This window comes from Roseicyclus salinarum, from assembly GCF_029624655.1.
Taxonomy (GTDB): Bacteria; Pseudomonadota; Alphaproteobacteria; order Rhodobacterales; family Rhodobacteraceae; genus Roseibacterium; species Roseibacterium salinarum.
Genome location: NZ_JARRSA010000008.1, coordinates 21,518 through 43,827 on the forward strand (window position 1 = coordinate 21,518; position 22,310 = coordinate 43,827).

Consider the following 22,310-nt stretch of genomic DNA (forward strand, 5'->3'; position numbering starts at 1 on the left):
GCCGCTCCGCGCCCAAGGACGCTCCCGCGGCCGTCCGTCTCCGTTCCCGCTCCTCCTGCCGGGCCTCGATCATGAGCCGTTCGCCCCGCCGCGTCATTGACGGGTCGCAACGGTTCAGATCGACCGCCCCTCCCAATCGGTGCAATCCCGTCCGATGGCCTCCAGCCCGGACGCGAGGTAATCGGCGAGCATAGGCGTGCCGAGAAGGTAGCGGTGCGTCTCGCCCGTCCTTTCCTCGCTCGCCAGCGCGCGCAGCGCGTCAAGGTCCTCGTCGTCGCCGCGTCCGAGCCACATCAGCGCGACGAGGTCGGTCTGCGCGTCCTCCGACAGGTCCGAGACAAGCGTCTCGAACTCCAGCGCGGCGGGATCCGACCCCCGGTCCTCGAAGATGTCCGCCTCCAGCTCGTCCGGGTCGGCGCGCTCGTCGTCGTAAAGCGTGCTCTCCGACTTGCCCTGCAGATCTCGGGCAAGCTCGATGATGGCGCATACCGTATCGAGCGGCACCGACAGCTCGATCTCCGCCCCGGGCGCGTTCGCGTTTTCGTCTGCCATGGTCGTGTCCCCCCGGGCCTGTCTGGGTCGCCCTCGGATGACGGCATGGTTCCGCGCCGCCAGCGTCGGCGCATTGACGGCTGTCATCGGATCTTGACCGCCGTCAATGACGTGCCGGCCGCGCGGCGGACAGAAGAGGGCATCCATGGTCCGGCCGGGAGCGCCAGCAATGAACGCAAGAAGCCTTTGCCTCGTCATCTTCGACGCCTCCGAGGCGCGGTGGCTGGTGCCGCGCGCCTCGGAACTCGCCGCAGGGCTCGATGCGCATCTGACGGCGATCCACCCCTTCACGCCGATCCTCTTCGCCAATGCCGTGGGATCGGAGCCGATGCTTTTCTCCAGCATGATCGAATGGGAAGAAACCGAATCCGCACGCATCCGCGCCCTCCTCGAGGAGACGTTGCGCCGCGACGGCATCCAGGGGGAATACCGCGCGCAAGCCGGGCTTCACGGGACCGATGCCTTCCTGCTTGCGGGCGGCCGCGGCGCGGACCTGGTAATCGTGGGCACGAACGGCACCGAGGCCCGCTCTCCCGACGACCGCGTGACGGTCCATCGCATGATCCGCGATCTCGGCCGTCCCGTCCTCGTGCTGCCCGAGGAGGCGGGCGGCCTTCGCGGCCCGGCCAGCCGCATCGTCATCGGCTGGACCGAGACGCGGGAGGCGGCGCGCGCCGCCCATGACGCGAGGCTTCTCGCCGCGCCGGGCGCGGAGATCGAACTGGTTTCGGTGCTCCGCCGCGCCGAGGAGGCGGCGCCGGGCATCTCGTCGCGCGAGGATCTCGCCGCCGCGCTGGACCGGCACGGGTTCCGGGTCACGCTGAGCGACCGCAGCGGCACGGCGGACGACCGGGCCGAGACCCTCCTGCGCGCCGCCCGCGAGGCGGGTGCCGACCTTCTGGTCACCGGCGCCTTCGGGCATTCGCAGGTCTACGACATGCTCATCGGCGCCGTGACGCGCGACCTGCTGGAGAACGCGAAGCTGCCCGTGCTCCTGTCACGCTGAGGCCGGACCCGCGGCGGTCGGGGGCACGAACCCGGCGCGCGCGGCGTCCCGGCGGGTCCCGCCGAACACTGGAAACCGTCATGCAGCAACGGCAGACACCCGGCCGGTTCCACGACTCCACCCTCAGCCTCATGGCGGCGGTGTTCCTGTTGGAGATCGGAAGCGGCCTGCAAGGCGTGCTCCTGCCAGTGCGGGCCGAGATCGTCGGCTTCGAGACCGAGGCGATCGGGCTTCTGGGGACGATGTATTACGCGGGCTTCGTGCTGGGGTGCCTGCGGTTGCCCGGCACGGTCAGGCGCATCGGGCACGTCCGGTGCTACGCGTCGCTTTCGGCGGCGGCCGCGAGCCTCGCGCTCGTCCATGCGCTGACCGCGGCGCCGGTCGTGTGGATGGGCCTGAGGCTTCTGGCGGGCTTCTGCTTCGCGGGTCTTTTCATGGTCGCGGAAAGCTGGATCAACGACCGGGCCACGCCGCAGACGCGGGGCAGCATCCTCGGGCAATACATGCTTGCGACGTGGATCGGCGTGATCGTGGGCAAACTGGTCTACCCGCTCGCGGCCCCAGACACGTTCGAGCTCTTCGCGCTCGCCTCCATCGCGATCGCCCTGTCCATGATCCCGCTCACCGTCACGAACGGCGCCGTGCCAACGATCCCGCGCCCCGCGCGGCTGGGGCTGCGGGATGTCTACGCGACCGCGCCGCTGGCCGTCATCGGCTGTCTCGCGGCCGGACTTGCCAACAGCGCATTCTGGACCTTCGCGCCCCTCTATGCGCGCAACGAGATCGGCCCGGGCGCCCCGGTGGCGCTGTTCGTGGCCGTCTGCGTCCTTGGCGGGGCGCTGGCGCAATGGCCGCTCGGCCGGTTCTCGGACCGGATCGACCGGCGCTGGGTGATCGGCGGGCTTTCCGTCTCGGCCGCGGCGGCGGGCTCGGGCCTCGCCGTCGCGCCCTCGCTTTCGATGCCGCAGGTCTACGCCCTCGGGGCCACGTTCGGCGCGTCGGCGCTGACGCTCTATTCCATCTGCATCGCCTACGCCAACGACCGCGCGCAGCCCGAGGGATACGTCGACGTGAGCAGCCATCTTCTGATGGTCTTCGGCGCAGGTGCGATCGCGGGGCCGTTCCTGTGCGGTCTCCTGATCTCGGCCGTCGACTACGGGGGCCTCTTCCTGTTCGCGGCCGCCATCGAGCTTGGGCTCGCCTGTCTCGTGGCGGTGGTCGGCCTGAAACGGTCCCCGGCGCCAGCGGCCGAGCGCGTGGCATTCGCGGTCCAGCCGCCAGTCAGTCACGGGACGCAGGCCGTCATACCGCTCCAGCAGGGGCCGGAAGAAGAAGGCGCCGGGGGCAGGGCGTGACCGGGGCCGCGCGCGTTCAACTGCTGCGCGGATCGTCCCATTCGAGCCGCAGCGGCCCCTGCGGCGTCTCCGCCACCCGTCCGCCGAAGCGGCCCGCCTCGCGGTCCATCCGCCACGCGAGCCGGCCGCGTGCCTCGTCGTTGGCGCGCTGCAGGCGGAACCGGCGGAGCTCCGCGAGAAGCGAGGCCGCGCGGGCCGCCGCCTCGCCCGGCGGGGTCCGGGCCAAGCCCGGCCGGTCCGGACCCTCGGCCCATGACGGCGGCACGCCGCTGTCGCCAAGCGCGAGGCCCACCAGCAGGAGCCGCCCGCCATCCGCGAGCGGCAGCTCGCGCGGGGCGAAGGCCCGGGCCTGGTTCCGGCCCGCCCCGCAGACGGCGATCCCGGCAGCCTCGAGTGTGGTGAGCGTCTCTGCCAGCCCGTCCGCACCCCAGTCGAGCGCATGGTTGTTGGCCAGCGACACCGCGTCGATCCGCGCGGCCCCAAGCAGCGCCACGTTGCCGGGGTGCATCCGGTAATGGGTCCCCCTGGAAGGATCGTGCGCGCCGTGCGAGGTGATCGCGGTCTGGAGGTTCACCAGCCGCAGGTCGACCTCCCGCCGGGCGATGTCCTCCAGAAGATCGCCCCAGACGTAGTCCGGCCCGACCGCGCGCGGGATCGCTCCGCTCACCCGCTCGGAGAGCGCGACGTAGCCGCGGGCGGACGTCATGCAGTCCTCGAAAAGCGCCGGGTCGCAGGACTGCGGGAGGATCTGGTCGATGCCCCGGCCCGTCATGACGTCGCCGCCGAGAAACAGCCGCAGACGGTCGCCGGGGCGCGTCACCGCGCGCACCCGCACGGCGCGCCGCGCAAGGCCGCGGCCCTGATCGTCACGGAATGCCCGATGCTCACACGGCATGCCTGCCACGATGGCCCGGCCGCCGTGATGATCGCGGTCAATCCCGAGCGCGCGCCCCCCAAGCCTTGGGCGCGGATCGAGAAGGCGCCCTGAGCGGTCGGCGAACTGCATCCCTCGCCAAGGGTGTCGACGCGGCGTCCGGCCCGATTATCTTTGGTTCCCGAAGACAAGCCGGAGCGCACCATGTCCCTCGACGACGCCAGGACCTTCAAGCCCGACCCGACCCGACAGGAGGGTGAGGCGCGGCTTGCGGCGTTCATCCCGGGCATGGGCAGGCGCTACGCGAACGGTCGCAACTTCGACCGCGGACCGGGGCGGCATGGCGACGTCTCGCAGCTTTCGCCCTATCTGCGCAGGCGGCTGGTCCTCGAGAGCGAGGCCGTGGCCGCGGCGCTCGGGACCCATGGGCCCGAGGCGTCCGAGAAGTTCGTGCAGGAGGTCGTCTGGCGCGGCTATTTCAAGGGCTGGCTGGAGCGGCGGCCGCAGGTCTGGACCGCATTCCGCGACGGCCTCGCGCGCGATCTCGACGCGATGGAGCGCGACCGCCGGCTGAGGCGCGCGGTCGAGGCCGCCGAGGCCGGGGCGACCGGAATCGAATGCTTCGACGCGTGGGCGGCCGAGCTGGTCGAGACGGGCTACCTGCACAATCATGCCCGGATGTGGTTCGCCTCGATCTGGATCTTCACGCTCGAGCTTCCGTGGCGTCTGGGGGCCGATTTCTTCTACAGGCATCTGCTGGACGGCGATCCGGCCTCGAACACGCTGGGCTGGCGCTGGGTGGCGGGCCTGCACACGCGCGGCAGGCCCTACCATGCGCAGGCGTGGAACATCGCCAAGTTCACCGAGCGCCGCTTCGAGCCGCGCGACGCCGATCTCGCCGAGGTGGTCGGCGGCCTCGAGGCCGAGGAGCCCGAGGGCCTGCCGCCCGTCCAGCCCCTGCGCGCGCCGCGCCCGCCCGATCCCGCCGCGCCGTCCGTCCTTCTGATCACCGAGGAGGATTGCAGGCCCGAGGACTTCGATCCCGGCCGCCATGACATCAGGGGCGCGGCGCGGCTTTCGGCAAGCCACCTGCGCTCGCCCCGCCCGGTCTCCGAGGCCGTCGCGGCCTTCGAGGCGGGCGCGCTCGAGGATGCCGCGAGGCGTTCGGGCCTCGAAACCGAGCCGATGCGGGCCGGCGTTCCCTCGGACCTCGCGCGCTGGGCGGTCCGGGCGGGGGCCACGCAGATCCTGACGCCCTACGTCCCCGAGGGCCCCTTGCGCGACTGGCTGGCCGAGGCCGGACCCGCGCTGGGGGAGGCGGGCGTCACGCTGTGCGAATGGCGGCGCGACTGGGACGCGCTGATCTGGCCCCATGCCACGGCGGGGTTCTTCAAGGTGAAGAAGAAGATCCCCGACATCCTCCAAGACGCGGGCCTGTCGTGACACGTGTCCTGATCGTCGGCGCGGGACTGGCAGGGATCGCCTGCGCCCGCCGCCTGCGCGCGGCGGGCATTGGCGTGACTCTGATCGACAAGGGCCGCGGCATCGGCGGCCGGATGGCGTCGCGGCGGGTGGAATTGGGAACAGGCCGGGTTTATTTCGATCACGGTGCGCAATACCTGCCCGACGCGCCGGAGATCGACGCGATGGCCGCCGCCGCGCCGGAGGCGGTGGCGTCGTGGGACGTCGGTGACGGGCAGACGTGCCGTGTCGGCGTGCCGCGCATGTCGGCCCTGCCGGGCGCGCTGGCGGCCGGTCTCGACGTCCGCCAGCAGATCCGCGTCACGGGGCTTGTCCATGACGGCGCAGGCTTCGCTGTCGAGACGGACGGCGGGGCCTATTCGGCCACACATGTGGTGCTGACCGTGCCCGCACCGCAGGTCGCTGCGCTGGTCGGCGCGGCGAGCGCGGTGGCGCAAGCGGCCGCCGCGGCCGAGATGCGGCCCTGCCTCACGCTGATGGCGGCCTTTCCGCGGTCCTCGCCCGCGCCCTTCGTCACGCGGCGCGACGCGGGCCGCCCGCTTGCGTGGATCGCGCAGGACGCAACCAAGCCGGGACGCACGGCTGCCCTGCGCACATGGGTCGCGCAGGCCGGCCCGGACTGGAGCGCGGCGCGCATCGACATGGACCGGGCGCGGGCCCGCGACGCGATGCTCGGCCTGCTCTGCGAGGAGATCGGCGCGGACCCCGCCGACGCGCTTCATGCCGACGTGCAGGGCTGGCGCTACGGACTTGTCGCGACGCCGCTCGGCCACCCGTTCGTCCGCGACGGTGCGCTCTATGCGGGAGGCGACTGGTGCCTCGGCGCAAGGGCGTCGGACGCGTGGCGCTCGGGCGAGGCGATTGCGGACGACATGCTCGCGCGCGGACTGGCACGGGCCGGGGCGTGATGGCGCAGGCCCCGGCCCGTGCCGGCCGCCCGACACCGCTGGACACGCCGGGACGCGAGGCTACCCTCGCCGTCTGCGGCACGGGAGCATTGCCTTGAACATCACGATACTCGACGGCGGCATGGGGCAGGAACTTGTGCGCCGGGCGGGGCGTGCGACCCCGCTCTGGGCGATGCAGGCCCTTCTCGACCAGCCCGGCCTCGTGGCGGAGGTGCACCGCGACTTCTTCGCAGCGGGCGCTGAGGTCGCGACCGCGAACACCTACGCGGTCCTGCCCGACCGGCTGGAGACCTTCGGGCTGTCGGACCGTCTGGAGGAGCTGATCGGGGCGGCCTGCGCGATCGCGGCGCGGGCGCGCGACGAGGCGGGCGGCGGCATCGTGGCGGGCTCGCTCGGGCCGCTCGGTTTCTCCTACCAGCCGCAGAACGCGCCCCCCGCCGACGAGGCGGCCGAGGTCTACGACCGCGTGGCCCGGCTGCAGGCCCGGACCGTCGATGTCCTGCTCCTCGAGACGATGTCCTCGGTCGATCAGGCCTGCGGCGCCTTGATGGGGGCCGCGGGGGCGGGCAAGCCCGTCTGGCTGGCGCTGAGCGTGGACGATGCGGACGGCACGCGCCTGCGCTCGGGCGAGGCACTGGACGCGGTCGTGCCGCTTCTGCGCGCCTTCGGCCCCGAGCGCGTCCTGTTGAACTGCTCGCGTCCCGAGGCGGTGTCGCAGGGTCTGCCGATCCTTGCGGGGCTGCACCCGCATGTCGGCGCCTACGCAAACGGTTTCGCCGCGATCGACCCGCGCTTCGACCGGATCGGCGCGACCACGGATCTACTGAGCGCGCGCAAGGACATCACGCCCGCGGTCTATGCGGAGTTCGCCCTTGCGTGGGTGGCGGCGGGCGCGCGCACTGTCGGCGGCTGCTGCGAGGTGGGCCCGGCCCATATCGCCGAACTTGCCCGGCATGTCGCCGAACGGGACGTTCCCGCAGGCTGACGCGCGGCGGCCGCCGGGGCGCCGCTCAGGCGAAGCGCGCCCTCGTGCGGTTGGCGAAGGCCACCAGCGACAGCATCACCGGAACCTCCACCAGCACGCCCACGACCGTCGCCAGCGCCGCGCCGGAATTCAGGCCGAACAGGCTGATGGCGACGGCCACGGCCAGCTCGAAGAAGTTCGACGTGCCGATCAGCGCGCAGGGCGCGGCGATGCGGTGCGGCACCCGAAGGGCATAGGCCGCCGCGTAGGCCAGCGCGAAGATGCCGTAGGACTGGAGCAGGATCGGCACCGCGATCAGGACGATCACCAGCGGCCGGTCGAGGATGACCTGCCCCTGAAGGCCGAACAGGATCACGACGGTCGCGATCAGGCCCACCACGGACCATGGCTTCACACGGTCGCGGAACGCCTCGATCCGCGCCACGGTCTTCAGCCGGGACCTTGTCCATAGCCCCGCGAGCAGCGGCAGCGCCACGAACAGGACGACCGACAGCACCAGCGTCTCCCATGGCACGACGATGTCGGTGACGCCGAGGAGGAAGGCCACGATGGGCGCGAATGCGAAGACCATCACGACGTCGTTCACGGAGACCTGCAGCAAGGTGTAGCTTTCGTCGCCACGCGTCAGTTGCGACCAGACGAAGACCATCGCCGTGCAGGGCGCGGCGCCCAGCAGGATGAGGCCCGCGATGTATTGCTGCGCGTCCTGCGGCGTGATCAGGTCGGCGAAGACCACCTCGAAGAACAGGACGCCGAGGGCGGCCATGGTGAAGGGCTTGATCAGCCAGTTCACCACCAGCGTGATGGCCAGCCCCTTGGGCTGCTTCAGGACGCCGCGCAGGCTGCCGGGATCGACGCCCACCATCATCGGGTAGACCATTGCCCAGATCAGGACCGCGACCACCAGGTTCACGCGCGCCACCTCGGCCGCCGCGATCGCGTCGACCAGCGCGGGAACGGCGGCGCCCAGAACGATGCCGCCGGCCATCGCCAGCGCGATCCAGACCGAGAGGTAGCGTTCGAAGATGCTCATGCCGGTGTCACCTGTGCTTCGTCCGCCTCCAGCCTGCCCGAGGCGAGCGCCGAGGCGGCGACCATCGCCGTCGCCGTCCCGAGCATCAGGGCGAGGCCGCCGGCCTGGTAGGTCAGACCCGAGAGGACGGTGCCCGCGAGACGCCCGCCGGCATTCGCCATGTAATAGAAACCGACGTCCATCGTCACCCGCTCGGCCCTCGTGAACGCGAGGATCAGGTAGGAATGGAGCGACGAGTTGACCGCGAAGATCGCACCGAAGACGAGCAGTCCGGCCACCAGCGTCGCGGTCAGCCACGGCTGCGGCCCGGACGGCACGAGGGCGGCGAGCGTCAGGGCGGCTGGCACCGCGGCCAGCGCCCAGGCCCAGCGGCGCGCCGCGCCGACCAGCTCGGCCTCGGGGCGGGTCGCGGCGCGCAGGATCCGCGGCGCGAAGGCCTGCACCGCGCCGTAGAGGATGATCCACGCCGCCATGAACGTGCCGATCATGAAGAACGCCGCGCGGTTGCCTTCGGTCGTGCCGTCCGAGAGGACGGCGTAGAAATAGATCGGGATGCCCACGACGAACCACACGTCACGCGCCCCGAACAGGAACACCCGCGCGGCGCTGAGCCGGTTCACGTTCGCCGACTTCGAGAAGACCTCGGAGAATTTCGCGCCCTTGCGCCCCTTCGGAAGACCCGCAGGCATCGCCACCAGCACCGCCGCGAGGATCATGGCGAGGACGGCCGCCATCGACAGGACGGCGGTCGTGAAACCCGCCGTCGCCAGAAGCCCCGCGCCAAGCAGGAAGCCCAGGCCCTTCACCGCGTTCTTCGACCCCGTCAGCAGCGCGACCCAGCGAAAGAGGCCGCCCTTCGCGGTCGGCGCGAGCACCTTGACGGCCGATTTCGCGGACATCTTGGCAAGGTCCTTGGCGACGCCCGACGCGCCCTGCACGAGCATGACGAAGGCCACCGACAGCCCGACCGTCCAGCCGGGGTCCAGCTGCGCCAGCGCGACCAGCGCCGCCACCTGGATCGCAAGCCCGGCGTGAAGCGTCGCCGTCAGCCCGAAGCGCGCGGCGATCCAGCCCGCGCAAAGGTTCGTGGCCATCCCCGCGATCTCGTAGAGGACGAACAGATAGGCAAGCTGCACCGGCGTGAAGCCGAGCGTGTGGAAGTGCAGCAGGACCAGCATCCTCAGCGCGCCGTCGGTCAGCATGAACGCCCAGTAGGCGGCGGTCACGGCGGCATAGGCCGCAAGACCCTCGGGACGCGGGGACGCGCTCACGGCGACGCCCCGACCATCAGCGCCACATCCACGAGGCGGTGGGCATAGCCCATCTCGTTGTCGTACCAGGCGTAGACCTTCAGCTGGGTCCCGTTGACGACCATCGTCGAGGGGGCGTCCACGATCGCGGACCGCGTGTCGTCGGTATAGTCGGCCGAGACGAGCGGGCGCTCTTCGTAGCCGAGGATGCCCTTCAGCGGGCCTTCGGCGGCCGCCCTGAACAGGGCGTTGACCTCCTCGACGCTGGTGGCGCGCTCCAGCTCGAAGACGCAGTCGGTGAGCGAGGCGTTCAGAAGCGGCACCCGAACGGCGTGGCCGTTCAACCGGCCTGCGAGCTCGGGATAGATCAGCGTGATCGCCGTGGCGCTGCCCGTCGTCGTGGGGATAAGCGAGTTCAGCGCCGAGCGCGCGCGGCGCAGGTCCTTCGCCGGGCGGTCCACGATGGTCTGCGTGTTCGTCACGTCATGGATCGTGGTGATCGAGCCGTGGCGGATGCCGATGGCCTCGTGCACGACCTTCACCACCGGGGCGAGGCAGTTCGTGGTGCACGATGCCGCCGTGACGATGCGGTGCCGGGCGGGGTCGTAGACGTCGTGGTTTACGCCGTAGACGATGTTCGCGGCCCCGCCGTCCTTGACCGGGGCCGAGACCACGACCTTCCTGACGCCCGCCTCGAAGTACGGGGCGAGCGCGGCCTCGGACTTGAAGGCGCCGGTGCAGTCGATGACCACGTCCACGCCCTCGAGCGGAAGCGACGCGAGGTCCCGCGCCCCCGCGAAGCGAATGCGGCGGCCGTCGATGGTCACGCTATCCGCGTCATGTGTGATGTCCGCGTCCCAACGTCCGTGCACGGTATCGAATTCAAGGAGATGCGCGTGCATCGCCGGGCCGCCCACGGCGTCGTTGATCCAGGCGATCCGAGCCCCGCGCTCGAGCAGAGGCTTCAGCGCAAGCTTGCCGATCCGGCCAAGTCCGTTCAGCGCGTAGACGGTCATGCGGGCTCTCCCCTGGTGGCGCGGCCGATGTCGTCCACCGCCTGTTGCAGCGAAATCCGGTCAAGCGCGTCGAGCGGCAGGGCCGCGAAGGACAGGATGCGGTTGCGCATCGCGCCGTAGGCCTGCCGGAAGGCCAGGGCCTTCTCGGCGTCGGTGCCTTCGGCTTTCACCGGGTCGGGCAATCCCCAATGCGCGCTGACGGGCTGTCCGGTCCATGTCGGACATTCCTCGTTCGCGGCCTGGTTGCAGACCGTGAACACGAAGTCGAACGCGGGCGCGCCGGGCGTCTGGAACTCCGCCACCGTCTTGGTGCGCAGCGCCGAGGTGTCGTGGCCCTGCCGTTCCAGCACCGCGAGGGCGAAGGGGTTCACCTCGGGCGCGGGGCGGGTGCCCGCCGAGAAGGCCTCGAACCGCGCGCCCGCCTCCGTGCGCAGGATGGCCTCGGCAAAGATCGAGCGGGCGGAGTTGCCGGTGCAGATGAACAGGACCCTGAACTTCCCGCGCGGCGCGATGCGCGGCTCCGGCCTGCGGGGCGTGGCAAGGGGCGAACACAGCTCGGGCCGGCCGCGGCAGCAGTCGTTGAGGAGGTAGTCGAAGGTGCGTCGCACCTCCGGCATCGCGATGGAGTATCGCAGCGAGGTGCCCGCCCGCTCCTGCGTGACGAGCCCTGCCTGCATCAGCGCGGAGAGGTAGGCCGAGAGCGTGGAGGCCTTGATGCCGAGCGCATCGGACAACTCCCCGGCGGGAACGCGGTCTGGAAACCGGCGCATCAGCAGGCGGAAGACCGCCAGTCTCTGCGGATGGCCAAGCGCGACGAGGCGGGAGGGAATCTCATTTTCCATATTTCACGAATATACGAATAATGTCGGATGGAAAAGGGTTTTTCGCATCCCCAGCGATACGGGAAGCGCGCAAGAAGGTGTGCGGCGTGGTGCCCGCCTCCCGCCGGGCGTGGCGGTGCCCGGACTTGAAACGGGGGCCCGCTTGGATAAGTGTCCCCTCATGACGATTGCCTGCGCCATAAACGGCCCGCGTCCCGTCCTGCGGCCCGCCCCCCTTGCCGTCTGGGCGCGCCGCGCGATCGACCGTCTGCCTGCGCGTGGCGGCGTGCTGGCAGCCGCGATCGTCCTGATGGCGACCGTCACCGTCCGCGCCGAAGAGCACATACAGGACTGGATACCGGACGCGCTCACGTTCCCCGAAGACACCGAGGTGATCTCGGACCGCGTCATCGGATCGACCGTGCGGATGTTCTCGATCGCGACCGGGGCGGATGTCGATGCGCTTTTCGCGGACTGGCAGGACAGCCTCGAGACCAGCGGCTACCCGGTGTCGGCGGGTGGCCCCGAGCTCCTTGAGCGGTCGATCGAATTCTCCGGTCCCGGCATCGCGAACGCGAAGATCATCCTCGCCCCCGCGACGGAGGACGGCCGGAGCCTGATCGAGTTCGACGCGACGCTCGACTGATCGCCTCGCCGCCGCGAACGCCGCCGTCTATCGGGCCCGCTCGGGCAGAAGGCCCTCCGAGGCGATGCCGCGTTTCTCGGCGCTCGCCCGCACCGCCTCGCGAAGCGTCGCGCTGCGCTTCAGAAGGCGGCGGAACCGCGCCTCGTCGAGGACCAGCAGCGTCGAAGGCGCGATCGCGCGCACCTCGGCCCGGCGCGGCCGCCGCATGAGGATCGCGAGCTGCCCGAACATCTCGCCCCGGCCCAACCGCCACGTCTGGCCCGCGCTTTCCAGCTCCACCGCGCCCGAGGCGATGAAGAACACGCTGGAGGCGGGGGCATCCCTGTCGATGACCAACTCGCCCGCATTGACGTAGCGGGTCTGAAGCGTGCGCCCCAGCCGCCTCAGGGCGGAGGCGTCGAGATCGGCGAACAGCGGGAACTGGCGCACCAGCTCGGCCCGCTGAATCGCGATGTCGAGGCGCGGGCGACCCTCGGCGATGGCGCGGCGCAGGGCGATGTCCTGCATCAGCGCGGTGTGAACCTCGGCGCCGATCAGGCCATCCTCGCGCATCGCGGCGTATTCGCGCTCCTCCAGCCGCAGGGCGGTGCGCCGGATGAAGCGCCGCTCCAGCTCCTCGGCATAGCCCGGATACTGCAGCCGGAGCCCCTCCAGCGCGGTCTCCAGCGCCTCGACCCTCCGCGCGAGCAGGTCGCGCAGAAGCTCGGCCACGCGCCGCCCGTGGATGCGCCTTATGCGTCCATCGATGAAGGCGCCGAGGTCACGCAGGATCAACCGCTGCGACAGCAGAAGCTCGAACCGGTCCGCCGTCATCCTCGCAAGCGGCGCGGACAGGCCGAGCCGCCGTTGCAGGACGACCGCCGCCTGGAAGGGGCTGCCATAGGCGATGCTGCGCCGCGCCGCGCGCTGATAGCCGCTGCGCCCGTTCGACCGCGCGCCCTCGATCAGGCGGTCGGCGTCCGACAGGATCCGCTCCGCCATCCTCGCCGAGATCGTCCGGTCGCGCACGCGGGCGAGGATCTGGTCGCGTTCGTGACCCGCCAGGGCGATCAGGCCCAGTGTGATGCGATCGCGGTCGAGGATGTCGGCGCTGGCCTCGGCCGTCTTGACCGCGGCGTCCAGCCGCTCGCCGAAGTCCTTGGCCTCGGAGCGGACGATGTCGTGGGTCAGCTCGTAGTTCTCGTTGGTGCGGGCGAGGTCCTCGCGCACCGTCTGCAGGGACACCGCCACCACCTGCCGCGACAGCGCCTCGTCGATGGGCGACAGGCGGTCGAGGCCAAGCCGCGCGATGACCCAGCGCAGCGTGGTGCCCTGCACGATCAGCGTGAACAGCGTGAAGCCGGTGGCGAGGATGCCGACGATGCGCTTGGTTTCGGCGGGAACCCTGAAGCTTTCGGTCACGGCCAGCGCCAGCGCGAGCGTGACGGCGCCGCGCAGCCCGCCCCACAGGATCGCGGCGCGGTACGGCGTCTCGACCGGAGGCGACAGGCGCAGCGCCGTCAGCAGCGGCAGAAGCCCGAAGAGCATCACGGCGCGCGCGGCGACCGCGGCCACGATCACCACGACGATCAGGCCGAAATCGCCCGGCCGCGCGCCTTCCAGCAGACGCGGGATCAGCAGCGCCGCCAGGATGAAGATCAGCGCCCCGGCCCAGTAGGCCAGCAGGTCCCAGACCTCGCGCAGATTGGCCCATGCCTGCGGCGGAAGGCGTCCGGGCCCGCCGAGGTTCAGCGTCAGGCCCGCCGCGACCACGGCGATGACGCCCGACGCCCCCACCAGCTGCTCGGCGCCGATGTAGGCGAGGTAGGGCAGGGCGACCGAGATCGAGATCTGCGCCCGTTCGTGCCGCGAGAACATGGCCATGACCCAGACCGCGAGCCGGGCCGAAAGCCAGCCGGTCAGCGCACCCCCGGCCACGAGGACGGGAAAGCGCGCGATCGCCTCGCCAAGGTCGGGATCCGGCACGCCCAGCATCACGAAGCCCATGAACAGGCCGAAGAGCGCGATGGCGGCGGCGTCGTTGAGAAGGCTCTCGCCCTCGATGATGCGCGCCAGCCTGCGCGGCGCCGAGATCGAGCGGAAGATCGAGACCACGGCCGAGGGATCCGTGGTCGAGACGATGGCGCCGATCAGAAGACAGGCGACGAGGGGCAGGGCGCTGGCCCATGACAGCGCGACGCCGACGGCCATCGTCGCCACGAAGACCGCGACGATGGCCAGCACGAGGATCGGCACCCAGTCGTCGAGCATCCGGCGCAGGTTCATCCCGAGCGTCGCCTGAAACAGGAGCGTCGGAAGGAAGACGTAGAGAAACACGTTGGAGCGGATCGGAAGCCCGAGGATCGCCTCGGCCACGGGGTTCAGCGCGTCGGTCAGTTCGGTGCGCAGGAAGAAGATCGCGCCGACCCCGATCAGGACTCCGAGGACGGCGAGGATCACGCTGTGCGGCAGCCGCAGCCGCGCCGCGAGCGGCTCGGCCGCGCCGATCACGAGGAACAGGCAGGCGATCACGGTGGTCAGAAGAACGATGTCCATGACCCGGTCATAGCATCCGCGCGGTGCCGCGCGCATGTCGAATACGCTGCCCGAAAGCTCCCTGCGCGCCGCGCGGGGGCATGGGGCGCCGGATGGCCCCTCAGGCCTTGGCGGCGCCGTCCTGCGAGGAGGCCGCGTCGAGCTCGCGGGCGAGGCGCGATTCCTCCTCGGCCTTGGGCGTCGAGAACCGCGCCAGCAGGAGGTAGGCCACCGGCGTGAGGTAGAGCGTCGAGACCGTGGCGAGGCCGAGGCCGCCCACGATCACCCAGCCAAGCGCCTCGCGCGCCTCGGCGCCCGCGCCGAAGGACAGGATCAGGGGCACGCCGCCTAGCACCGTTGAGATCATCGTCATCATCACCGGGCGCAGGCGGATCGTGCTGGCGTTCAGGATCGCCTCGCCGATCTCTTCGCCCCGATCGCGGAGCTGGTTGGCGAATTCCACGATCAGGATGCCGTTCTTGGCCATGATCCCGATCAGCATCACGAGGCCGATCTGGCTGTAGATGTTGAGGCTGAGGCCGGTCAGCACCAGCGCGAAGACCGCGCAGGCCAGCCCCAGGGGCACCGTCGCCATGACGACGACCGCCGAGACGAAGCTTTCGAATTGGGCCGACAGGACGAGGAACACGACGAGGATTGCGAAGCCGAAGGTCAGAAGCAGGCCCGACGACGTCTCGTCGAGCGTCGCGGCCTCGGCGAGGGGGACGATGCGGTTCTGCGGCGCGAGGATCTCGTCCGCGATCTCCTCGACCTGCTGGAGCGCCGAGCCAAGCGGCAGGGCGGGGGTGAGGCCCGCCGAGATCTCGACCGACCGGTTCTGGCCCTCGCGTTCCAGCTCGGGCGCGACGGCGCGTTCCTGCCGCGTCACGAAGGTCGACATGGGGATCATCTCTCCGTCGCCGGCCTGCACGAAGACGTTTTCGAGGTCGCCGGGATCGTTCACCGGGTCGGACGTCGAAAGCATCTGGATGTCGTAGCTGGTGTCGTTGACGAAGACGCTTCCCACGCTGCGCCCGTCCAGGACGGCGCGCAACGCCTCCCCCAGGCCCGCGATCTCGATGCCCAGATCCGACGCGCGGGTCCGGTCGATCTCGATGAAGAGCTGCGGCTGCGTCGTTTCGTATTCCAGCCGGACCTGTCCGAAGGCCGGGTTTTCCTGCATGCGGGCGACCAGCGCGCCGGCCACCTCCTCGAGCTGGGCGTAGTCGTTTCCGGTCACGGCGAAGGTCAGCCCCCGCCCGGCGCCCCGTATGCCCAGCGAATTGGGCTGGATGGCGAAGGCGCGCACGCCCACGACGCCGCGCAAGGCGCCGTTGATCTGGCCCACGATCTCCTGCTGGCTGCGCTCGCGCGCGTCCCACGCTGCCAGGGTCATCACCATGAAGCCGCGCGAATTCGATCCGATGCCCGAGATCGAGAACAGGTTGGTGATCTCGCCGCTGTCGCGCAGCGGCTGCATCAGCGCCTCGATCTCGCGCATCTTCGACACGGTGTAGTCGAGGGACACGCCCTGCGGCGCGGAGACCGACAAAAGCGCCACGGCCCGGTCCTCGGGCGGGGTCAGCTCCTGCCGGAGGCCCGTCCCCATCATCGCCGCCGTCGCCGCGAAAAGCCCCGCAACGAGGACGACGACGAAGGGATTGGCAAGCGCGCCGCGCAGCGTCCAGGCATAGAAGGCGGCCAGCTTGTCGCCCAGCCAGCCGAAGAACCCGCCCGAGCCGCGTCCGGTGTCCTCGGCCGTCAGCAGGCGGCTTGCCAGAACCGGGCAGAGCGACAGGGCGACCACCGACGACAGCGCGACGGCCATGGCCAGCGTGAAGCCGAATTCCCGGAACAGCCCCCCCGCCTGACCCGGCAGGAACGACAGCGGCACGAAGACGGCGGCAAGCGTTGCGGTGGTCGTGACGACGGCAAAGAAGACCTGCTGCGTGCCCAGAACGGCGGCCGCCCTCGGGCCCATCCCCTCGGACCTGCGCCGCACGATGTTCTCCAGCACGACGATGGCGTCGTCCACGACCATGCCCGTGGCCAGCACCAGCGCCAGCAGCGTCAGGATGTTGACCGAGAAGCCGACGAGGTAGATCGCGGCCAGCGTCCCGATGAGGGCCACGGGCATCGTCAGCGCGGGGATCATCGTGGCGCGGAGGTCGCGCAGGAACAGGAAGATCACGACGACCACGATCGCGACCGCGAGGGCGAGCGTTTTCAGAACCTCCTCGATCGAGCCGCGGATGAAGATCGCGTCGTCGGAGGTGACGAAGATGTTGACGTCGTCGGGCAGCGACTGCTGCAGCTCGGCCACCGCGGCGCGCACGCCGTCCGAGATCGCCAGCGTGTTGCTCGTGGCCTGCCGCAGGACGCCGAGGCCGAGGCCGGTCTCGCCGTTGGCGCGCAGCACCGTCTCGTCGGGCGCGGGGCCCAGCGACACGCGGGCCACGTCGCGCACGCGCACGTTCTCGCGGATCACGAGGTCCTCGAACGCGTCCGGGGAGGCCACGGTGGCGGTCGTGCGCACGTTGATCGACTGGCGGTCCCCGCTGAGGTCGCCCGCCGGCGCGTCGTAGGCGACGTCGGCCAGCGTCCGGCGCAGGTCGGCCAGCGTCAGGCCCCGGCTCGCAAGCTCCATCAGGTCGATGTCGATGCGGAAGATCGGCTCGCGGTCGCCGTAGACCTGCAGGTCGGCGACCCCGTCGATCGAGATCAGGCGGTCGGACACTTCCTCGTCCACCAGCCGCGTCAGGTCCTGCGCGCTGCGCGTGGCCGACGTGACGGCGATGCGCACCACGGGCTGCGCGTCGGCGTCCGCCTTCACGATGCGCGGCGTTTCCGCGTCGTCGGGAAGCGCGTTCGCGATGCGCGCCACCGCGTCGCGGGTGTCGGTGGCGGCCACGTCGATGTCTGCGTCCTCGGCGAATTCCAGCGTCACGCGGCTGCGCCCGAAGCGGGAATTGGACGAGATCGACCTGACGCCCGCGACGCGTCCCACCGCGCCCTCGATCCGGCTCGTCACTTCCTGATCGACGGTCTCGGGCGCGGCGCCGGGGAACTGGGTGGTCACGGTGATGACGGGGCGGTCGACGTTGGGCAGCTCGCGCACCTCGACGCCCAGAAGGCTCGCCAGCCCCGCGATCACGATCAGCGCGCTCAGCACGAGGGCGAGGATGGGGCGGCGCACGAACAGCGCGGTTCCCGAGGCCGAGGCCGCCTTGGCCGTTTTCTGCGTCATGCCCGGCCCCGCCTTCAGATGTCGCTGGACGCCGCGACGGCGGCGGTGTCGCCCTCGGCCGCCGACGCGCCGGTGACGATCTCGATCGCGCCGCCCGAACGCAGGGTCTGCACCCCCTCGATCACGACGAGGTCGCCCGCGCTCAATGCCGCCTCGACGAGGACGCTGTCGCTGTTGCGCTGGCGGATCACGACCGGGACACGCACCGCCTCTCCGTCCCGGGCGGCCCAGACGAACGCGCCGTCGCCGGACCACTGGATCGCCAGCGGATCGACGGACGGCAGGCTGTCGCCGGGAAACGACAGCGCCACCTCGAAGGCCTGTCCCGCACGCAGCGTGTCGTCCGCGTTCTCGACCCGGCCCTGGACGCGCAGGGTGCGGCTCGCGCGTTCCACCACGTTGTCGAGGGCCACGATCTCGCCCTGCAGCACCTCGTCCGGCCGCGCGAGCGGGATCACCTCCAGCGGCATCCCCACGGACAGTTGGGCGATGTGGCGCTCGGGGACGCGAAAGTCGATCTGGATGGTCGAGCGGTCGGTGATGACGGCGATGGCGTCCTGCGCGCCGATGCGGTCGCCCTCCTCGACCTCGAGCAGGCCGACCCATCCCGAGATGGGCGCGACGATGCGGCGCTGCGCGAGGTCGAACTCGGCCTGCGCCACCTCCAGCTCTGCCGAGCGGAACGCGAGCTCGGCCGAGCGCAGCTGCACCGCCGACACCGCGCCGGACGCGCTGAGCTGTTGCAGGCGCTCCACGTCGCCCTCGGTGTCGGCAACGCTCAGACGCGCGCGCTCCAGCGCGATCCGCTCGGCGTCGTCGTCGAGAAGCGCGATCACCGCGCCCTCCTCGACGTAGCGTCCCGGCATCACGGACAGCTCGCGGATCAGGCCCGTCGCCTCCGAGCGCACCGTGACGGACCGCGCCGCGCGCCCGTCGCCGATGGCCGAGACGCGGGCGTTGACCTGCCCGGTCGCGACCTCGGCCACGACCACCTGCGAAGCGCCGCCTCCGAACCGGCGTCCGCCGCCTTCGTCGCCGGCGCCGGCGGGGGCGTCTATGCCCATAATGTCGTAGATGCCCGCCCGTTCCAGGTAGGGGGCGGCGGAAGGAACATAGAACGCCCAGATGGCGACAGCGGCGGCGACGGCCAGAAGTCCGAGGAAGGTCTGCCTGAGGAAGTTCATGTGCCTGTCCGATGCGGTGGCGGCGCGCAAACGCGGGCCATTGCTGCGTTAAACTAGCATTGCGGCGGCAATGCCCAACAAAGAATTCGTGAGGTCCATGGGCGCCGGACCGGGCGGTTGCCCGGCGGCGGCGCATGGCAAGGATGGAAAGCCGCGCCGTCGATCTATCTGATGGGCGAAATGAAGGGGAGTGGCGTCATGGATCGATGGCTGGGGCTTCTGCGCTCGGTGGTGATCTACCATAACCCCGCGACGCTGCGTGCGTGGCGGCGGTTCTATCGCGGGATCCTCGGGGAAGGCACGCTGGCCTTCGACGTGGGTGCGCATGTCGGCACGCGGGCGCGGGCCATGCGCGCGGCCGGTGCGACCGTCGTGGCGCTGGAGCCGCAGGCGATGTTCGCGGGGTTCCTGCGCCGCACGATGCCGCGCGACGTGGTCCTGATCGAGGCCGCCGCCGGCCGCTCCGAGGCCGTGGCCGAGATGGCGGTCTCGTCCCGCCACCCCACGGTATCGTCGCTTCAGGCCGAATTCGTCTCGGGCGCGGCCTCGGCGCCGGGCTTCGATCATGTCCGCTGGGAAAGCCGCCAGAGCGTGCGCGTGGTGACGCTGGATGGGCTGATCGCGCGCTTCGGGACGCCCGATTACGTCAAGATCGACGTGGAGGGCTACGAGCTGGAGGTGCTGGGCGGGCTGTCGGTGCCGGTCCCAATGGTCTCGGTCGAGTATCTGCCGGGGTTTCCGCAACTGACGCGCGATGTCGTTCGGCGGCTGGCGGAGCTTGGGTCCTACCGCTTCAACGTCATCGTGGGCGAGGACGCGCGCTTCCTCTGGTCCGACTGGCGCGACGGGGACGAGGCGCTGTCGTGGCTGGCCGCGCTTCCGCCCGATGCGAAGTCCGGCGACCTCTTCGCGCGGCTTTCCTGAGCTCGCGCGGACTGCCGCGAGGGGGCCGCGCGGGCGTTGCCGCGCGGCCAAAACTCGTCTCGGCCTCAGCCCATCAGCTGCCCGGCCTCGGGCACCCAGCGGAACTCGGCGCCGTCCGAGGAGGCAGTATCGACGTAGCCCACGGCCGGAAACGGCATGTGGTAGCCGATGGCGGGGATCCTGTCGGCGGCGATCATGCCCAGGACGTTGCGCCGGCTTGCGGCCGCCTGCGCCTTGTCCGCGTCGAAGCGCACCTCCCAGTCGGGGCGGGCCAGCGACCAGACCGGGTGGTTGGCGAGGTCGGCGAAGATCACGAGGCCCTGTCCCTCGCTTTCGAGGCGGAAGACCATGTGGCCGGGCGTGTGGCCGAAGGCGGCCATGCCGGTGATGCCGGGAACCACGTCGTCGCCATCCCCCAGGAAGCTGGTCATGTCGGCCATCGGGCGCACGTTGGCGTCGAACCCCTCGTTGCCGGCTGCGGCCCAGTGGTCCCATTCGACCTGGCCGGCCGCGTAGCGCGCGTTGGCGAAGGTCGGCGCGCCCTCGTTCATCATGCCGCCGATATGATCGCCGTGCATGTGCGTCAGGACGACGACATCGACCTGATCGGCCGTGTAGCCCGCGCTTTCCAGCGCGCCGACGGTCGCGGCGGCGTTCAGGCCGGTGTCGAACAGGACCAGCTCTGCGCCGGTGTTGACGAGCGTGGGCGTGAAGAAGAACTGGGAGGTCTCGCTCGAGAGGAAGTTCTCGCGGCTGACCTCGGCGAAGGTCTCGGCCGACACGTTCATGCCGAAGATGCCCTGTGGCTCGTCGCGCGGGGTCGTGCCCGCAAGGATCGTCGTGACCTCGAAGCCGCCGATCATGAAGCGGCGGTGACGCGCGAAGCTTGCCCCCATCATCTGCGCCTCGGCGCGGGCCGATCCGGCCGCAAGCCCCGTGAGGGGCAAGGCGGCTCCGGCGGACAGAAGGTTGCGGCGTGTGAGCTGCGTCATCTCTTACTCCCGTTGGATTAAAACCGGGACAAAGGTAAGGCTGCTGTGGCGGGCGCCCGTCACGCCTGCGTGATCGGGCGTGCTCCGGCGAACAGGACGCCTGCGAAAATGCGCGGAGCCGCGCAACGGGTGCGGGGGCCGGGCCAAACGTGCCGCCTCGGCGAATCACTGTCTTCACAGGGCGAATCACCCGTGGTAGCCTTGGCGGATAACGCCGGTTAACGGCGATGTCTTGCAACCTGAGGCGGGGCAATGGGTACGTGCGATCGGGGGGCGTTCATGATTTCATGGGCGCAGACCCTGCTGGAGGGATCACCGGCAGAACCAGAAACAGAACTGGCGGAAGGGATGAGCTGGAGCTGGCATGGCCGCGCGCTCGCCCTCGAGACGCGCGGCCCCGCGTCCGCCCCGACCGCCAGCCGGGATCACGACGAACTGCGCGCCCGTGCGGCGCGGGCCGTGCGCAGCCTGCTGCAGCGACCCGCGACCTGCCCCGCCGGCCTTCCCCAGGACCGGCCCTTGCCGGAAGACGGCGGCCCGACCCTGACGGGCGGTTTCGTGGTGTCGGACGGCGCGCGCTTTCACACGGTCGTGCCGATCGCGGTGGAGGAGGGAGCGCCGCCCGTCCTGCTTTTCCCCGACAGCCTGCCGCGCGCGCGGCAGCGTCACACCGTCGTCGCCTGTTCCGACCGCCCGCCCGCCCGCGCCGTCCGCGAGCGTCCGGCGGTCATCTGCTTCACGCCGGGCACGCGCCTGAGCACCCTTCGCGGCGAGGTCGCGATCGAGGACCTCGACGCCGGCGATCGCCTGCTGACGCGCGACGACGGCCCGCAGAAGGTGCTGTGGCGCGGGCACCGGCGCATGTCGGGCGCGCGGCTTTTCGCGTTGCCCGACCAGAGGCCGGTGCGGCTGAGGGCCGGGTCGCTGGGCGTAAACCGTCCCGGCGGCGACCTTGTCGTCAGCCCTGAACACCGCGTCCTCGTCACCGGCCGCGCCCCGCGTGAGCTGTGGGGCGAGGCCGAGGTCTTCGTGCGCGCGGGCGACCTTGTCGGGGGGGCCGGCGTCACGGTCGACCATTCGCTGCGCGAGACGGTCTACATCCACCTGATGCTCGAGCGCCACCAGGTGATCCGGGCCAACGGCCTCGAGGTCGAAAGCTTCCATCCCGGCTTCATGGGTCTCGACACGCTCTCGCACGAGCAGCGCGAGGCGCTGGCGGGCGCGCGGCCCGATCTCGCCGCCGACCCGTTCTCCTACGGCGCGCCGGCGCGGCGGATGCTCGACCGCGCCGAGGCCGCGATCCTGTTCGGCGGCCCCGCCGCGCCGCCCCGCGCCGCCTGAGGCCGGGCCCGACGCGCCATTGACAGCGGGGCGACATCGTGTAGAAGCCGCCCATCCCGGCGGTCTGCGCCGGTTTTTCATTTGGTGTTGGCGGACCCCGCAAGGGGAAGCCTGTCGCCCCGAAGCGGTCCCGAGGGACCGGGGAGGGGAAAGGACAACGCCCTCTTGACCACGCTGAAG

At 70.9% G+C, this 22,310-nt stretch carries 18 protein-coding genes; 8 read left to right on the forward strand and 10 right to left on the reverse strand.

What is annotated here, in order from left to right:
- Window positions 1–114 precede the first annotated feature (114 nt).
- Window positions 115–552, reverse strand: a complete 438-nt coding sequence (locus P6F26_RS07030) for a DUF3775 domain-containing protein (RefSeq protein WP_278027955.1) — start codon at window positions 550–552, stop codon at window positions 115–117.
- Between the two features lie 169 nt (window positions 553–721).
- Here P6F26_RS07030 and P6F26_RS07035 point away from each other — a divergent pair, with 169 nt between their 5' ends.
- Window positions 722–1,558 (forward strand): universal stress protein, encoded by an 837-nt coding sequence (locus P6F26_RS07035; protein WP_278027956.1) that lies wholly within the window; start codon window positions 722–724, stop codon window positions 1,556–1,558.
- An 80-nt stretch (window positions 1,559–1,638) separates the two neighbouring features.
- Window positions 1,639–2,913 (forward strand): MFS transporter, encoded by a 1,275-nt coding sequence (locus P6F26_RS07040; RefSeq protein ID WP_278027957.1) that lies wholly within the window; start codon window positions 1,639–1,641, stop codon window positions 2,911–2,913.
- 16 nt (window positions 2,914–2,929) lie between these two features.
- Here the strand turns inward: P6F26_RS07040 and P6F26_RS07045 are convergent, their stop codons facing one another.
- A complete protein-coding gene (locus tag P6F26_RS07045) occupies window positions 2,930–3,733 on the reverse strand; it encodes a CapA family protein (protein WP_278027958.1) in 804 nt (267 codons plus the stop codon).
- Between the two features lie 258 nt (window positions 3,734–3,991).
- Here P6F26_RS07045 and P6F26_RS07050 point away from each other — a divergent pair, with 258 nt between their 5' ends.
- The 3 genes from P6F26_RS07050 (at window position 3,992) to P6F26_RS07060 (ending at window position 7,162) form a co-directional block, all read left to right on the forward strand.
- On the forward strand, window positions 3,992–5,230 hold the full coding sequence (locus P6F26_RS07050) for an FAD-binding domain-containing protein (protein WP_278027959.1): 1,239 nt from the start codon (window positions 3,992–3,994) through the stop codon (window positions 5,228–5,230).
- The gene (locus P6F26_RS07055; RefSeq protein ID WP_278027960.1) at window positions 5,227–6,177 is read left to right on the forward strand and encodes an NAD(P)/FAD-dependent oxidoreductase; all 951 of its coding nucleotides are present in this window, start codon (window positions 5,227–5,229) and stop codon (window positions 6,175–6,177) included. The genes P6F26_RS07050 and P6F26_RS07055 overlap by 4 nt, the downstream gene beginning before the upstream one ends.
- A 94-nt stretch (window positions 6,178–6,271) precedes the next feature.
- A complete protein-coding gene (locus P6F26_RS07060; RefSeq protein ID WP_278027961.1) occupies window positions 6,272–7,162 on the forward strand; it encodes a homocysteine S-methyltransferase family protein in 891 nt (296 codons plus the stop codon).
- 25 nt (window positions 7,163–7,187) lie between these two features.
- Here the strand turns inward: P6F26_RS07060 and arsB are convergent, their stop codons facing one another.
- From arsB to P6F26_RS07080, 4 genes are read right to left on the reverse strand one after another with little or no spacing between them, the layout of a single operon-like run.
- Entirely contained in the window at window positions 7,188–8,195 is a 1,008-nt protein-coding gene (arsB, locus tag P6F26_RS07065; protein WP_278027962.1) for an ACR3 family arsenite efflux transporter, read from the reverse strand.
- Entirely contained in the window at window positions 8,192–9,466 is a 1,275-nt protein-coding gene (gene arsJ, locus P6F26_RS07070; RefSeq protein WP_278027963.1) for an organoarsenical effux MFS transporter ArsJ, read from the reverse strand. Before arsJ ends, arsB begins: the two co-directional genes overlap by 4 nt.
- Window positions 9,463–10,461: an ArsJ-associated glyceraldehyde-3-phosphate dehydrogenase gene (locus P6F26_RS07075; RefSeq protein WP_278027964.1), complete on the reverse strand. Its 999-nt coding sequence runs from the start codon at window positions 10,459–10,461 to the stop codon at window positions 9,463–9,465. The genes arsJ and P6F26_RS07075 overlap by 4 nt, the downstream gene beginning before the upstream one ends.
- Window positions 10,458–11,303 (reverse strand): arsenate reductase/protein-tyrosine-phosphatase family protein, encoded by an 846-nt coding sequence (locus tag P6F26_RS07080; protein WP_278027965.1) that lies wholly within the window; start codon window positions 11,301–11,303, stop codon window positions 10,458–10,460. Before P6F26_RS07080 ends, P6F26_RS07075 begins: the two co-directional genes overlap by 4 nt.
- A gap of 160 nt (window positions 11,304–11,463) precedes the next feature.
- On the opposite strand from P6F26_RS07080, the gene P6F26_RS07085 reads away from it, so the two are divergent.
- On the forward strand, window positions 11,464–11,928 hold the full coding sequence (locus P6F26_RS07085; RefSeq protein WP_278027966.1) for a hypothetical protein: 465 nt from the start codon (window positions 11,464–11,466) through the stop codon (window positions 11,926–11,928).
- Window positions 11,929–11,955: 27 nt separating this feature from the next.
- Here P6F26_RS07085 and P6F26_RS07090 read toward each other — a convergent pair whose 3' ends face one another.
- From P6F26_RS07090 to P6F26_RS07100, 3 genes are all read right to left on the reverse strand, one after another.
- Entirely contained in the window at window positions 11,956–14,463 is a 2,508-nt protein-coding gene (locus P6F26_RS07090; RefSeq protein WP_278027967.1) for a cation:proton antiporter, read from the reverse strand.
- Window positions 14,464–14,563: 100 nt separating this feature from the next.
- Window positions 14,564–17,689, reverse strand: coding sequence for an efflux RND transporter permease subunit (locus P6F26_RS07095; RefSeq protein WP_278027968.1), 3,126 nt, complete (start codon window positions 17,687–17,689; stop codon window positions 14,564–14,566).
- A 14-nt stretch (window positions 17,690–17,703) separates the two neighbouring features.
- The gene (locus P6F26_RS07100) at window positions 17,704–18,873 is read right to left on the reverse strand and encodes an efflux RND transporter periplasmic adaptor subunit (RefSeq protein WP_278027969.1); all 1,170 of its coding nucleotides are present in this window, start codon (window positions 18,871–18,873) and stop codon (window positions 17,704–17,706) included.
- A 198-nt stretch (window positions 18,874–19,071) separates the two neighbouring features.
- On the opposite strand from P6F26_RS07100, the gene P6F26_RS07105 reads away from it, so the two are divergent.
- The gene (locus P6F26_RS07105; protein ID WP_278027970.1) at window positions 19,072–19,797 is read left to right on the forward strand and encodes an FkbM family methyltransferase; all 726 of its coding nucleotides are present in this window, start codon (window positions 19,072–19,074) and stop codon (window positions 19,795–19,797) included.
- A gap of 65 nt (window positions 19,798–19,862) precedes the next feature.
- On the opposite strand, the gene P6F26_RS07110 is transcribed toward P6F26_RS07105, so the two are convergent.
- Window positions 19,863–20,789: an MBL fold metallo-hydrolase gene (locus P6F26_RS07110; RefSeq protein WP_278027971.1), complete on the reverse strand. Its 927-nt coding sequence runs from the start codon at window positions 20,787–20,789 to the stop codon at window positions 19,863–19,865.
- Window positions 20,790–21,137: 348 nt separating this feature from the next.
- Between P6F26_RS07110 and P6F26_RS07115 the strand changes: the two genes are divergently transcribed.
- Window positions 21,138–22,130: a Hint domain-containing protein gene (locus P6F26_RS07115; protein WP_278027972.1), complete on the forward strand. Its 993-nt coding sequence runs from the start codon at window positions 21,138–21,140 to the stop codon at window positions 22,128–22,130.
- Window positions 22,131–22,310: the final 180 nt, after the last annotated feature.

Bases quoted from the DNA above. Each gene is read 5' to 3' on its own strand.
- P6F26_RS07030 (WP_278027955.1), bottom strand. From the start codon at position 552: ATGGCAGACGAAAACGCGAACGCGCCCGGGGCGGAGATCGAGCTGTCG.
- P6F26_RS07035 (WP_278027956.1), top strand. From the start codon at position 722: ATGAACGCAAGAAGCCTTTGCCTCGTCATCTTCGACGCCTCCGAGGCG.
- P6F26_RS07040 (WP_278027957.1), top strand. From the start codon at position 1,639: ATGCAGCAACGGCAGACACCCGGCCGGTTCCACGACTCCACCCTCAGC.
- P6F26_RS07050 (WP_278027959.1), top strand. From the start codon at position 3,992: ATGTCCCTCGACGACGCCAGGACCTTCAAGCCCGACCCGACCCGACAG.
- arsB (WP_278027962.1), bottom strand. From the start codon at position 8,195: ATGAGCATCTTCGAACGCTACCTCTCGGTCTGGATCGCGCTGGCGATG.
- P6F26_RS07075 (WP_278027964.1), bottom strand. From the start codon at position 10,461: ATGACCGTCTACGCGCTGAACGGACTTGGCCGGATCGGCAAGCTTGCG.
- P6F26_RS07080 (WP_278027965.1), bottom strand. From the start codon at position 11,303: ATGGAAAATGAGATTCCCTCCCGCCTCGTCGCGCTTGGCCATCCGCAG.
- P6F26_RS07085 (WP_278027966.1), top strand. From the start codon at position 11,464: ATGACGATTGCCTGCGCCATAAACGGCCCGCGTCCCGTCCTGCGGCCC.
- P6F26_RS07090 (WP_278027967.1), bottom strand. From the start codon at position 14,463: ATGGACATCGTTCTTCTGACCACCGTGATCGCCTGCCTGTTCCTCGTG.
- P6F26_RS07095 (WP_278027968.1), bottom strand. From the start codon at position 17,689: ATGACGCAGAAAACGGCCAAGGCGGCCTCGGCCTCGGGAACCGCGCTG.
- P6F26_RS07100 (WP_278027969.1), bottom strand. From the start codon at position 18,873: ATGAACTTCCTCAGGCAGACCTTCCTCGGACTTCTGGCCGTCGCCGCC.
- P6F26_RS07105 (WP_278027970.1), top strand. From the start codon at position 19,072: ATGGATCGATGGCTGGGGCTTCTGCGCTCGGTGGTGATCTACCATAAC.
- P6F26_RS07110 (WP_278027971.1), bottom strand. From the start codon at position 20,789: ATGACGCAGCTCACACGCCGCAACCTTCTGTCCGCCGGAGCCGCCTTG.
- P6F26_RS07115 (WP_278027972.1), top strand. From the start codon at position 21,138: ATGAGCTGGAGCTGGCATGGCCGCGCGCTCGCCCTCGAGACGCGCGGC.